The sequence below is a fragment of the uncultured Amnibacterium sp. genome (assembly GCF_964245895.1).
Classification (GTDB): Bacteria; Actinomycetota; Actinomycetes; order Actinomycetales; family Microbacteriaceae; genus Amnibacterium.
On sequence record NZ_CAXTOQ010000106.1, the window covers coordinates 1 to 11,986 of the forward strand.

Genomic DNA, 11,986 nt, shown 5'->3' on the forward strand with positions numbered 1-11,986 from the left:
CGCGGCGGGCGTGTAGATCGAGATCCGGTAGTGGAAGCCGAACATCCGCAGGATGCGGTCCCGCTGCCAGACGACCGGGTCGAACGGGGACAGCAGCGCCGCCGCGCGCATGCGGGTGGGCGGCGTCGCGTCGACGTGCCGCCAGACCTTCAGAGGCCGCCCGTCCGCCCGCTGCCAGCCGGGCACCGCGACGGGCACCAGCTCGCCCGCGTCCTCGAGGTCCTGCGCGGCGGCCGCCGTGTCGTCGGAGCGCAGGCGGTGGTAGTCGGCGAGGTCGGGCAGCGCCGCGACGCCGTGCGCGACCGCCGCGCGCCGCACCAGCTCGTGGACCGCCTCCGCCTTCGGCACCGGCACGATCGGGCCGCCGAGCACCTGCTCGGGCAGGCCGTACCGGCGCTCGAAGCCGCGGCGACCGGCGCTGACCAGGTCGCCCGTGCTGAACAGCAGCTCGAGCACCCGCTTCGTGTCCGACCAGCCCCACCAGGGTCCCTGCCGCACGCTGGGCCGCTGCTCGATCTCGCTCGCGGCGAGCGGCCCGCGGTCGGCGATCTCCGCGGTGATCGCGGCGATCAGCCGCGCGTGCTCCTCGAGCGCGGCCGCGTACTTCCGCCGGTAGTAGTCCATCCGGAACGCGAACAGACCCAGGTCGGCCCGCGGGATGAACGCGGCCTCGTGCGCCCAGTACCCGATGCGGTCCTCGGCGGGGTCGAGCAGCATCCGGTCGAGCCGCGCCCGGTCGTACGGGCCGATGCGCGCGAGCAGCGGCAGGTAGTGGCTGCGCTCGAAGACGTTGACGGAGTCGATCTGCAGCACGCGGAGGCGGTGCAGCGCCGCCTCGATGCGGGCCGGCCCGGCGGTCGGCGGGTGCGCGCGGCCGAAGCCCTGCGCCGCGAGCGCGATGCGGCGCGCCTCCCGCGGGGTCAGCTGCTCGGTCACGCCCAGACGGTACCGATGGCCGCCGACGCCGGGCGCCGGGGGTGGCGTCCCTAGAATCGCCCGGATGGCCAGGAGAGCGGATCCCTCGGACGAGGCGGAGGACGCGATCGCGCGCGCCGTGCCCGTCGCCGTCCGCATCGCCGGCGCCTGGTCCTGGCCGATCGTCGGCGTGCTGATCCTCGCCGCCGTGCTGGTCTTCCTGGTCATCCAGCTGCACGTCGTGGTCGTGCCGATCCTGGTGGCGGTGCTGATCACCGGGCTGACCAACCCGGCGAAGCTGTGGCTGATGCAGCACCGGTGGCCGAGGGGCCTGGCGGTCGCGGCGACCTTCCTCGGCCTGCTGGTCGTCGTCGCGGCGCTGATCACCCTCGTGGTGCTGACGATCCGCTCCGGGCTCGAGGGCATCCAGGGGCGCACGGTCGCCGCGTACCGGTCGCTGCTGTCCGCCCTCAACGACTCCGCGCTCGGCATCTCCACCGCGGACGTGCAGAGCGCGATCGACTCCGCCACGAAGTGGGTGCAGGAGAACGCGAGCACCATCCTCTCCGGGGCGCTGACCGGCGCGTCCACGATCGGCGACATCGGCGTCGGCCTGGTGCTCTCGCTGTTCATCACCCTGTTCCTCCTGATCGACGGCGCCGGGGTGTGGCGGTGGCTCGTCCGGCTCGCGCCGAAGCGCGCGAGGGCGGCCGTCGACGGCGGCGGCAGGGCCGCCTGGATCTCGGTCGGGCAGTACGTGCGGGTGCAGATCGTCGTCGCGCTGATCGACGCGATCGGCATCGGGCTCGTCGCGCTGATCCTCGGCCTGCCGTTCGTGGTGCCGATCGCCGTGCTGGTGTTCCTCGCCGCGTTCATCCCCTTCGTCGGCGCGATCGTCACCGGTGGCCTCGCCGTGCTCGTGGCGCTCGTCTACGCCGGCCCGGTGCCGGCAGTGATCATGCTGGCGGGGGTCGTCGGCGTGAACCAGCTGGAGTCGCACGTGCTGCAGCCGCTGCTGATGGGCACCGCGGTGCGCCTCCATCCGGTCGCCGTGGTGCTCGCCGTCAGCTCCGGCTCGATCCTCGCCGGCATCGGCGGCGCGGTCTTCGCCGTCCCGCTCGCGGCGGCCGTGAACAGCGCCGTGAAGTACATCGCGGGCGGGGCGTGGCAGCACGAGCCGCCGCCTCCGGCCGGTCCGATGCCCCGCGAGCCGGAGCAGGGCGGGCCCGCCGCCCGCCGCCGCAGACGACGCGCAGCCGAGCCGGAGGACGTGACCACCGTTGCCTGAGAACGACACGACGATCGGGACCACGCCGCTCGCCGCGGCCCGGCTCGCGGACGCCGTCGACCCCGCCGTGCCGCCGTCGATCGAGACCGTGCGCGACGCGGCCCGCGTGCTCGCCCCCCTCGCGGCGCGCACGCCGATGGAGACGTCGCGCTTCCTCGAGTCGATCACCGGGGCGCCGGTGCACCTGAAGTGCGAGAACCTGCAGCGCACCGGCTCGTACAAGATCCGCGGGGCCTCCTACCGCCTCTCCCGGCTGAGCGACGAGGAGCGGGCCCTCGGGGTCGTCGCCGCCTCCGCGGGCAACCACGCGCAGGGGGTCGCGTTCGCGGCGCGGGAGCTCGGCATCCGGGCGACGATCTTCATGCCGAACGGCGTCGCGCTGCCGAAGCTCGCGGCGACCAGGGACTACGGCGCCACGGTCGAGCTGGTGGGCACCGTCGTGGACGAGTCGATCGCCGCGGCGAAGGCGTTCGGCGAGGTGACCGGCGCCGTCTGGATCCCGCCGTTCGACCACCCGGACGTCATCGCCGGCCAGGCCACCGTCGGGCTGGAGATCCTCGAGGACGTGCCCGACGTCGACACGATCGTGGTCCCGGTCGGCGGCGGCGGCCTCATCGCCGGCATCGCGTCCGCGGTCGAGCAGCTCGCGCCGCAGGTGCGGATCATCGGCGTGCAGGTCGAGAACGCGGCCGCCTTCCCGCCGTCGCTGCAGGCGGGGGAGGTGCGCACCGTGCCGACCAGCGCGACCATCGCGGACGGCATCGCGGTCGGCACCCCCGGCACGCTCACCTTCGGGATCGTCCGCGACCTGGTCGACGAGGTCGTCACCGTCACCGACGACGAGACCGCCAGCGCCCTGCTCGTGCTGCTCGAGCGGGCCAAGCTGGTCGTCGAGCCGGCGGGCGCCGTCGGCGTCGCCGCGCTGCTGTCGGGCCGGATCCGGGACCTGGGGCGCGCGGTCTTCGTGCTGTCCGGCGGCAACATCGACCCGCTGATGATGGAGCGGGTGATCAGCCGCGGCCTCGTCGCCTCCGACCGCTACATGACGCTGCGCATCGGCCTGCCCGACCGCCCGGGCCAGCTCGTCGCCGTCTCGACGGTGATCGCGCAGGCGAACGCGAACGTCGTCGAGGTGCTGCACACCCGGCACGGCGCGGGCACCCAGATCAGCGAGGTGCAGATCGACATCAGCGTGGAGACGCGCGGCAAGGCGCACCAGGCCGCGCTGCTCGCCCGCCTCGAGGCCGCGGGCTTCCACCCGAGGGTCATGGCGAACTGACCTGCGGATCAGCCCCGCCCGCACCGGTACCGGGTGCAGGACCGCGTGCGTCGTGCAGGACGGAGGCGGCCCGTGCGTCCTGCACGCGGCACGGCGTCCTGCAGGAGGTAACGCGGGCCGCCGGTCGAGCCGTGAGCTGAGCGGAGGGTCAGCCCGCGTAGGGCTCGACCTTCTCGACCCGCACCTCGATGGCGCGGCCGTTCGGCGCCTCGTACGTGACGGTGTCGCCGACCTTCGCGCCCAGGATCGCGTGCCCGAGCGGGCTGCTGTCGCTGTAGACGTCGATGTCCGAGTCGCCCGCGATCTCGCGGCTGCCGAGCAGGAAGCGCATCTCGGTGCCGGCCACGGAGGCGGTCACGACGTTGCCCGCGGCGACCTCGTCGGTCGCGACGGCGGCCTCGCCGACCTCGGCGTTGCGCAGCAGCACGGTGAGCTCGCGGATGCGCGCCTCGATCTTGCCCTGCTCCTCCTTGGCGGCGTGGTAGCCGCCGTTCTCCTTCAGGTCGCCCTCCTCCCGCGCCTGGGCGATCCGCGCGACGACCTCGTCGCGGCGCGGTCCGGAGAGCTCCGCGAGCTCGGCGGTCAGCCGGTCGAACGCCGCCTGGGGCAGCCACTTCGCAGCGGTGGGGTTGGACATGGGCGTTCCTCGTCTCGGTCGGGGGACCCGCGGTTCGTGAGGGCGTCGCTGCCGTCCGGCGGCTCCATCAGCGCCGTCGCTGTGGGGCGCCGAACCCGCGGGGGACGCCCTCAGCGGATCGAATGCAGGAGTCTAGGCATCCCGGCAGGACACGATCAAGCCGGTGGAGGCGCGACGGACCGTCCTCACGACCGTGTCGCCCCGCCGGTTCGCGTCGCCCGTCGCGGGCAGCACCGCCTCCACCAGCCCGACGACGACGCCGGACCCGTCGCGCGCCTCGATCACGCAGACGAGCCGCGTACCCGGCTTCCCGGTCACGAGCCACCGCACCTCCGTCGCCTCCGCGCTGCGCACCTCGGAGGTGATCGTCTGCGGGTCGAGCGCGTCCGCGGCGCCGCCGACGCCCGTCCAGACGCTCCAGGCGACGACGCCCGCGAGCACCACCGCGCCGGCGGTGGCGGCACCGACCAGCCCGCGGCGCCGCCGCGTCGGGGTGCGGCCGTACCGCTCGTCCAGCGGGGTGGTCCGTGCGCTCACGGGACCTCCGGGAACCGCTGGGTGAAGTAGATTCGGGCGCGTCCGAGGCTACTGGAGGGGGAGACCGGTGCGTGCTCTGCTGCTCGCGGCCACCCCGTCGCCCTCCCCGTCGATCGGGGTCGACGAGAACGCGGTGACGCCCGGCATCGCCGGGTTCGTCGCGATCCTGCTCGTCACGCTGGTGACGATCCTGCTGATCGTGGACATGACGCGGCGCATCCGCCGGCTGCGCTACCGCGGCGAGGCGGAGGAGCGGCGCGCGGCCGCCCAGGCGGCCACCGACGCGGAGCGCCCGCAGGGCTGACCGCGCAGCGCCGATCGCTCAGGCGACCGGGTGCATGGCGATCAGCAGCGTCGCGGTCCAGTGGCACAGGAACGCCAGCACCGTGCAGGTGTGGAAGATCTCGTGGAACCCGAACCGGCCCGGGAAGGGGTTCGGCCGCTTGAACCCGTAGGCGAGGGCGCCGACGGTGTACAGCAGGCCGCCGACCACGACGAGCACCATCATCGCCGCGTTCGCCTGGAACAGCGGGACGATGTAGGCGATCGCGGCCCAGCCCAGCCCGACGTAGATCGGCACGTACAGCCACCGCGGCGCCCCGACCCACAGCACGCGGAACACCACCCCGAGCAGCGCGACGCCCCAGACGGCGACGAGCAGCACGACGCCCTGCGACGGCGGCAGCGCGAGCAGCGACAGCGGCGTGTAGGTGCCCGCGATGAGCAGGAAGATGTTGGCGTGGTCGACGCGCTTCAGCGCGACCTTGACCCGCGGCGACCAGTCCACGCGGTGGTACAGCGCGGAGTTCCCGAACAGCAGGATCGACGTGAGCGCGAACACGACACTCGCCCAGCGCGCCTCCGCCCCGTTCGCCAGCGCCACCAGCACGAGCCCGGCGACCACCGCGACGGGAGCGGTGACCGCGTGGATCCAGCCGCGCCAGGTCGGCTTCGCCTCGAGGTGCGCCGCGTCCTCCGCCTCCTCGACGAGGGGCAGGTGCGGGGCCTCCGGCGCCGTGTCGACCGCGCCCTCCCTGCCGTCCCGCATGGGGCGAGGGTACCGGGGGCGGCCACGGCGTACGGTGTCCGCGTGCGGGGACGAGGGGTACGGCTGCGCCGGCCGTTCTACTCCGTCTACCAGCGGCGGCTGCGCCACAACCTCAGCGCCTCCGCCCTGCCGCGGCACATCGCGATGATCCTCGACGGCAACCGCCGGTGGGCGAAGCTGGCCGGGCTCGAGTCGCCGGCGCACGGGCACCGGGCCGGCGCGGACAAGCTGATCGAGTTCGCCGGGTGGGTGGACGCGCTGCGCATCCCGCACGTCACCTTCTACCTGCTGTCCAGCGACAACCTCCGCGGCCGCACGAGCGACGAGCTGACCGACCTGTTCGACATCATCGGCACCCTCGCGGTCGACCTGTCGACGCGGTGGCGGGTGCAGCACGTCGGCACGACGGAGGGGCTGCCGGAGGCGCTGCTCGCGGCGCTGCGGGCGGCGGAGGCGCGCGGCGCGGACAAGCCGGGGCTGCACATCAACCTCGCGGTCGGCTACGGCGGCCGCACCGAGATCGCGCACGCGATGCGCAGCATCGTGCACGCGCACGAGGCCGCGGGCGGCACCCTGAACGATCTCGCCGACCAGCTGGACCCCGAGCTGATCGCCCGGCACCTCTACACGGGCGGCCAGCCGGACCCGGATCTCGTGATCCGCACGTCGGGGGAGCAGCGGCTGTCCGACTTCATGGTGTGGCAGAGCGCGCACAGCGAGTTCTACTTCGTGGAGGCGCTCGGCCCCGACCTGCGCGAGGTCGACTTCTTGCGCGCGCTGCGCTCCTACGCACTCCGCCAGCGCCGCTACGGGGGCTGATGCGCGGGGCGCACGCCCCTCGTGCGCGCCGCTACGCTCGGTGATCGCCATGGACGCCACCGCCGAGTTCCTGTCCGGGTTCGGCGAGGAGCCCGGGTACCTCGACTTCGCGTCCTTCGGCCCCCTGTCCGCCGCGGTCGTCGCCGAGTCGGCCGCGCAGCAGGAGGCCGTCCGCCGCGCGCGCCCCGGTGCCGGGGACCGGCTGCAGGACGGCGTCGCCCGGCTGCGGGACGCGGCGGCGGCGGTCACCGGCTTCCGTGCCGACCAGATCGTCTTCCAGCCGAGCACCACGCAGGGCATCACCCAGGCGGTGTTCGGCGTCACCGGCGGCCTGCTCGTGTCGCCGGCCGACTACCCGGCGCTGCCGATCGCGGCCGACCGGGCGGCGGAGGCGCTGCAGGTGGTCACCCCGCTGCCGCTCGACGCGGACGGCGGCCGCGTCACGCCGGGCGGCGTGCGCGACGCGCTCACCTCCACCACCGCCGGCGTGCTCGTCAGCGCCGTCGACGCACGGACGGGCCACGTCGCCGACCTCGACGGCATCCGCCAGGTGATCGGCGACCGCCTGCTCATCGTCGACGCGGTGCAGGGCCTCGGCGCGATCGAGGCGCCCTGGGACGCAGCCGACGTCGTGGCGTGCGGCGGGCAGAAGTGGCTGCGCGCGGGGTGGGGGGCGGCCTTCCTCGCGCTCTCGGACCGCGCCGTGCACCGCCTGACCCCGGTGCTGTCGGGCGTCGGCGGGATCGACGACGTCGACTCCGGCTGGGACCGCGTGCCGCCGCCCGCGCCGGGCGCCGCCGGGTTCCAGATCTCGGAGCCCGACCCGCTCGCCGCCGGCCGCCTGTGCGCGGCGCTGCTCGACCTCGCCGCCGCGGGACCCGCGGCCGTCGCCGAGCGGGTCGCGGCGCGGGCGACGCAGGTGCTCGCGCTCGCCGACGAGTTCGGCCTGCCCGTCGTCTCGCCGCGCGCGGCGAGCGAGCGGGCGGGCATCGTCGTGGTCGAGCCGCTGCCCGAGCGGCTCACCGCGTTGACGGCCGCCCTGTTCAACCACGGCGTCTCGGTGACCATCCGGGACGGACGCGTGCGGTTCTCGCCGCACGCCGGAACCACGGAGGAGACGATCGGCATGCTCTCGAGCGCCCTCACCGCCTACGCCACGGCCGTTCGGCCGGTCCGATGACCCTCACCGGCCCCGCCCGCACCCTGTTCGTCAGCGACCTCGACGACACCCTGCTCGACGGGAAGGGGCTGCTCTCCGCCGCATCCGCGCGCACGCTCACCGAGCTGCTCACCGCGGGGACCGAGTTCACGGTCGCGACCGCGCGCGGGCCGCGGCGGACCAGGGACGCGCTCGGCGGGCTGCCGCTCACCCTGCCGCTCGTCACCTACGGCGGCACGACCGCGGTCGACCCCGCCGACGGCGCGCACCTGTGGTGGGAGCACTTCGACCAGCGGGCGCTGCACCCGCTGATCGGCGCCGCGCTCGCCGCCGGGGTGACCCCCCTCGTCTTCTGGCTGGACGGCGGGGCCGACCGGATCAGCTGGGTGCGGGGTGCGGAGACCAGCGGCGTCGACGGCTTCCTCGAGTCCCGGCCGGGCGACCCGCGGCTCGCGCCGGTCGACGGCTGGGACGAGATCGACCACGAGCGCGGCTTCTTCGTCAGCATCGTCGGCGAGTACCCGGTCGTCCGGCGGCTGTACCGGATGATCCGGGCGATCTCGTGGGGCACCGGCTGCTCGCTCGCGCTGCAGGGCACGCGGGAGAGCGGCGTCGCCGTGCTCGACGTGACGCCGATCGGCGTGACGAAGGGGTCCGCGGTGCGGCGCATCGCGGAGGAGCACGGCTTCACCCGCGTGATCGCGTTCGGCGACGGCGCGAACGACCTGCCGCTCTTCGCCGAGGCCGACGAGTCGTACGCGACCGCCTCCGCGTCCGACGAGGTCAAGGAGGCCGCCACCGCCGTGCTCGACGACGGGGACGACGCCGTGGTCCGGTTCCTGGCGGAGCACGCCGCCAGCCGCGCCGAGGTCTGACGCGCGCCGTTCCGCCGCCGTCGCACCCGTGTCGTACGGTGTGCCCCATCGGGTACCTCACCCGGTCCGGGACGTGGTGCGGCTCGAGACGTCAGGAGGCGCGCTGGTCCCGGCGAGAACGAGATCCGGAGGGGTTCGCTGAACCGCTCCGGGGGAAAGAGGCCGCGTGCCTGAAGCGCTGTCCGCCCGTCCCACCGCCTCCGCCGAGGCGCCGTCCACCGTGCAGACCCGCACGTTCGTCCTCGACACGTCCGTGCTGCTGTCGGATCCGAAGGCGCCGTTCCGCTTCGCCGAGCACGCCGTGGTGCTGCCGGTGGTGGTCATCTCGGAGCTCGAGGGCAAGCGCAACGATCCGGAGATCGGCTACTTCGCCCGGCAGGCGCTGCGGAACCTCGACGAGCTGCGCGTGCAGCACGAGCGGCTGGACTTCGCGGTGCCGGTCGGCGAGGGCGGCTCCCTGCGCGTCGAGCTGAACCACTCGAACATGAGCGTGCTGCCGAACGGCCTGCAGCTCGGCGGCAACGACGCGCGCATCCTCGCGGTCGCGCAGAACCTCGCGAACGACGGCCTCGACGTGACCGTCGTGTCGAAGGACCTGCCGATGCGGGTGAAGGCCGCGTCGATCGGCCTGACGGCGGAGGAGTACCGGCACGAGCTCGCGGTCGACACCGGGTACACCGGCGTCGCGGAGGTCGCGCTCGGCGCGCAGGCCCTCGACACGCTCTACGACGAGCACCGCGTCACCGCGCCCGAGGTCGACGGCCTGCCGGTCAACACCGGCGTCGTGCTCACCTCCGACCGCGGCAGCGCGCTCGCGCGGGTCGTGCGGAAGGGCGAGCTGAAGCTGGTCCGCGGCGACCGCGACGTGTTCGGGCTGCACGGCCGCAGCGCGGAGCAGCGGCTCGCGATCGACCTGCTGACCGACTCGGACGTCGGCATCGTCTCGCTCGGCGGCCGCGCCGGCACGGGCAAGAGCGCGCTCGCGCTGTGCGCCGGCCTCGAGGCGGTGCTGGAGCGCCAGCAGCACAAGCGGATCATGGTGTTCCGGCCGCTGTACGCGGTCGGCGGGCAGGAGCTCGGCTACCTGCCCGGCGACGCCGCGGAGAAGATGAACCCGTGGGGCCAGGCGGTCTTCGACACCCTCGGCGCGGTCGTCTCGCAGAACGTCATCGACGAGATCGTGGAGCGCGGCGTGCTCGAGGTGCTGCCGCTCACCCACATCCGCGGCCGCAGCCTGCACGACGCCTTCGTGATCGTGGACGAGGCGCAGTCGCTCGAGCGCAACGTGCTGCTCACGGTGCTGTCGCGCATCGGCCAGAACTCGCGGGTCGTGCTGACCCACGACGTGGCGCAGCGCGACAACCTCCGCGTCGGCCGGCACGACGGCGTCGCGAGCGTCATCGAGACCCTGAAGGGCCACCCGCTCTTCGGTCACGTCACGCTGACCCGCTCCGAGCGCAGCGCGATCGCCGCCCTGGTCACCGAGATGCTGGAGTCCAACGAGCTCGCCTGAACTTTCGCGGATCCGGATTCCTCTCGCGGATCCGGATCGATCTCGCGACACGCCGCGTCCGCGCCTCCGGACGCGGCGTGTCGCGCGTTCCATCCGGATCCGCGAACAATCGGCCCTGTGGACAACTCCTGACTCGGAGGGCTCGACGGTCTCTACGATGCGCGGGTGCTCGCCGCCGTCCGTCGCCTCCCGGTGGGGGAGTCGGCGGCCGTCGGCGGCCTCCTGCTGGTCGCGCTGCTCGCCGTCGGGCCCCGGCCGCTGCTGGCCGGGTTCGCCTGGCTCGCGCTCGTCACGCCGCGCCTCGTCGCCGTCGATCTCGCGGAGCACCGCCTCCCGGACGCGATCGTGCTGCCCGGCTACCCCGTCGTGCTCGCCGCGGTCCTACTCGAGGCGTGGTCGCAGGGGGTCCCGCCCGCCGGCGCGGTGCTCGTGGGCGCAGGATGCGGCGTCGGGTTCCTGCTGCTGCACGTCGCGGGCGGCATGGGCCTCGGCGACGTCAAGCTCGCACCGCTCCTCGGCGCGCTGGCCGCCGCCCTGCTGCCCGGCGGCGCGATCCTCTGGGTCGCGCTCGCGTTCCTGCTGGGCGGCGCCGGCGCGGCCGTGATCCTGATCCGCCGCGGCACGGGGGCTCGCATGCCATTCGGCCCGCCGATGCTCGCGACCGCCTGGGTCGTCCTCGCGCTCAGCTGACGCTGGGACGAACCGCCACAGTCGGTCGACGAGCCTCAGAAATCGCCGGTCGTCGGGTTGCCGTTCTTCGTCGAGTTCGGGCTCGAGAGAGCGAGCAGTTGGACGGCATCACGTGCCGTTTGTGCCGATTGCGCGCTTTGCTCGGTGGCGACTCGAATTCCGAAGTACGCCGCCGCAAGCGACGAGAGAGCTGCGATGGTTGCAGCTGCGATCGCCGAGATCGTGGACGCATTCGCGTTCGCGGTCTTGCCGCCGTCCGTGCTACCCCATTGCAGACCCAGCACAGAACCGACGAGGACCCCGAGTAGTGCGACCGCGAGGACGACCACCACGAACACCGCGTACTTCGGTTTGACCCAGCCGGTCGCCGTCGTCGGAGCCGCAATCGTCGCAGGGCGCTCAGGTCGTGACGGGGACGCGACGGCCGGGTCAGCCGTCTGCCCCGGCGACCCAGCGGTTTTCTCGTCGATCGGCGGCTCCAGTTTTGACGACGCACCCGCTGCAGGCGGATCGTCGGAAGGTTGGTCTCCCGAAGGCGGATCGTCGGTGGGCTGGATCTGATCGGACATCTGCACCTCATCGTGCGCGGCATGGCGGTCGCCTACACGGACGGTAGCGCAGCTCTGCCCCTCAGAAAAGGTTTGCGTGAGCCTCAAGTCTGCGAACTACGCCGATTGTGCTGGGTTCACCCGCAGGTGCGTCCGCGCTAGAAGGAAGCGTCATGCCTCGACAGGCGCTTAGCGGGCTGGCGAATCGTGACCTTCGGAGCGGGTCAGCCCGGGCGGGTCATCGACAGCACGTCGAGGGCGGCGTCGAGCTGCTCCTCCGTGACCTCCCCGCGATCCACGAAGCCGAGGTCGACCACCGCCTGCCGCACCGTCATGCCCTGCGCGACGGAGTGCTTCGCGACCTTCGCCGCGGCCTCGTAGCCGATCGCCCGGTTCAGCTTCGTGACGATCGACGGGGAGGACTCCGCCAGCGCCCGGGCGCGCTCGACGTTCACCGTCAGGCCGTCGAGCACCTTGTCGGCGAGCAGCCGCGAGACCGCGGCGAGCAGGCGGACCGACTCGAGCAGCGCGGTGCCCATCACCGGGATCGCGACGTTCAGCTCGAAGACGCCGGAGGCGCCGGCCCAGGTGATCGTCGCGTCGTTGCCGATCACCCGAGCGCCGACCATGAGGGTCGCCTCGGGGATCACCGGGTTGACCTTGCCCGGCATGATCGAC

The 11,986-nt window shown here is 73.6% G+C and carries 13 protein-coding genes and 1 pseudogene; 8 read left to right on the top strand and 6 right to left on the bottom strand.

Translation table 11 applies throughout. From position 1 onward, the window contains the following. A partial coding sequence (locus ACFE60_RS13410) for a winged helix-turn-helix domain-containing protein (protein ID WP_375389364.1) occupies positions 1-936 on the bottom strand: 936 nt, incomplete at its 3' end. A gap of 64 nt (positions 937-1,000) precedes the next feature. Between ACFE60_RS13410 and ACFE60_RS13415 the strand changes: the two genes are divergently transcribed. Then, complete coding sequence (locus ACFE60_RS13415; protein WP_375389365.1) at positions 1,001-2,203, top strand: AI-2E family transporter; 1,203 nt, start codon at positions 1,001-1,003, stop codon at positions 2,201-2,203. 13 nt (positions 2,204-2,216) lie between these two features. Further along, the gene (gene ilvA / locus ACFE60_RS13420; RefSeq protein WP_375389375.1) at positions 2,217-3,482 is read left to right on the top strand and encodes a threonine ammonia-lyase; all 1,266 of its coding nucleotides are present in this window, start codon (positions 2,217-2,219) and stop codon (positions 3,480-3,482) included. Positions 3,483-3,630: 148 nt separating this feature from the next. Here ilvA and greA read toward each other — a convergent pair whose 3' ends face one another. Beyond that, the gene (greA, locus tag ACFE60_RS13425) at positions 3,631-4,119 is read right to left on the bottom strand and encodes a transcription elongation factor GreA (protein WP_375389366.1); all 489 of its coding nucleotides are present in this window, start codon (positions 4,117-4,119) and stop codon (positions 3,631-3,633) included. Between the two features lie 132 nt (positions 4,120-4,251). Then, entirely contained in the window at positions 4,252-4,656 is a 405-nt protein-coding gene (locus ACFE60_RS13430) for a DUF4307 domain-containing protein (RefSeq protein ID WP_375389367.1), read from the bottom strand. 67 nt (positions 4,657-4,723) lie between these two features. Here ACFE60_RS13430 and ACFE60_RS13435 point away from each other — a divergent pair, with 67 nt between their 5' ends. Next, the gene (locus ACFE60_RS13435; RefSeq protein WP_375389368.1) at positions 4,724-4,960 is read left to right on the top strand and encodes a hypothetical protein; all 237 of its coding nucleotides are present in this window, start codon (positions 4,724-4,726) and stop codon (positions 4,958-4,960) included. 18 nt (positions 4,961-4,978) lie between these two features. Here ACFE60_RS13435 and ACFE60_RS13440 read toward each other — a convergent pair whose 3' ends face one another. Continuing rightward, positions 4,979-5,704 (bottom strand): hemolysin III family protein, encoded by a 726-nt coding sequence (locus ACFE60_RS13440; RefSeq protein ID WP_375389369.1) that lies wholly within the window; start codon positions 5,702-5,704, stop codon positions 4,979-4,981. A gap of 42 nt (positions 5,705-5,746) precedes the next feature. Between ACFE60_RS13440 and uppS the strand changes: the two genes are divergently transcribed. The 5 genes from uppS to ACFE60_RS13465 all read left to right on the top strand — a co-directional run bounded on the left by uppS (position 5,747) and on the right by ACFE60_RS13465 (position 10,760). Then, the gene (gene uppS / locus ACFE60_RS13445) at positions 5,747-6,523 is read left to right on the top strand and encodes a polyprenyl diphosphate synthase (protein WP_375389370.1); all 777 of its coding nucleotides are present in this window, start codon (positions 5,747-5,749) and stop codon (positions 6,521-6,523) included. A 49-nt stretch (positions 6,524-6,572) separates the two neighbouring features. After that, positions 6,573-7,703 (top strand): aminotransferase class V-fold PLP-dependent enzyme, encoded by a 1,131-nt coding sequence (locus ACFE60_RS13450; RefSeq protein WP_375389371.1) that lies wholly within the window; start codon positions 6,573-6,575, stop codon positions 7,701-7,703. Further along, a complete protein-coding gene (locus tag ACFE60_RS13455; protein WP_375389372.1) occupies positions 7,700-8,557 on the top strand; it encodes an HAD family hydrolase in 858 nt (285 codons plus the stop codon). Before ACFE60_RS13450 ends, ACFE60_RS13455 begins: the two co-directional genes overlap by 4 nt. Before the next feature lie 178 nt (positions 8,558-8,735). Then, positions 8,736-10,070, top strand: a complete 1,335-nt coding sequence (locus ACFE60_RS13460) for a PhoH family protein (protein ID WP_375389376.1) — start codon at positions 8,736-8,738, stop codon at positions 10,068-10,070. A gap of 165 nt (positions 10,071-10,235) precedes the next feature. After that, on the top strand, positions 10,236-10,760 hold the full coding sequence (locus ACFE60_RS13465; RefSeq protein WP_375389373.1) for a prepilin peptidase: 525 nt from the start codon (positions 10,236-10,238) through the stop codon (positions 10,758-10,760). Positions 10,761-10,795: 35 nt separating this feature from the next. On the opposite strand, the gene ACFE60_RS13470 is transcribed toward ACFE60_RS13465, so the two are convergent. Together ACFE60_RS13470 and aspA are read right to left on the bottom strand one after the other, a co-directional pair. Continuing rightward, complete coding sequence (locus ACFE60_RS13470) at positions 10,796-11,329, bottom strand: hypothetical protein (RefSeq protein WP_375389374.1); 534 nt, start codon at positions 11,327-11,329, stop codon at positions 10,796-10,798. 203 nt (positions 11,330-11,532) lie between these two features. Next, positions 11,533-11,986, bottom strand: a pseudogene (gene aspA / locus ACFE60_RS13475) (aspartate ammonia-lyase); the annotation flags it as partial.

Bases quoted from the DNA above. Each gene is read 5' to 3' on its own strand.
- greA (WP_375389366.1), bottom strand. From the start codon at position 4,119: ATGTCCAACCCCACCGCTGCGAAGTGGCTGCCCCAGGCGGCGTTCGAC.
- ACFE60_RS13415 (WP_375389365.1), top strand. From the start codon at position 1,001: ATGGCCAGGAGAGCGGATCCCTCGGACGAGGCGGAGGACGCGATCGCG.
- ACFE60_RS13455 (WP_375389372.1), top strand. From the start codon at position 7,700: ATGACCCTCACCGGCCCCGCCCGCACCCTGTTCGTCAGCGACCTCGAC.
- ACFE60_RS13470 (WP_375389374.1), bottom strand. From the start codon at position 11,329: ATGTCCGATCAGATCCAGCCCACCGACGATCCGCCTTCGGGAGACCAA.
- ACFE60_RS13440 (WP_375389369.1), bottom strand. From the start codon at position 5,704: ATGCGGGACGGCAGGGAGGGCGCGGTCGACACGGCGCCGGAGGCCCCG.
- ACFE60_RS13450 (WP_375389371.1), top strand. From the start codon at position 6,573: ATGGACGCCACCGCCGAGTTCCTGTCCGGGTTCGGCGAGGAGCCCGGG.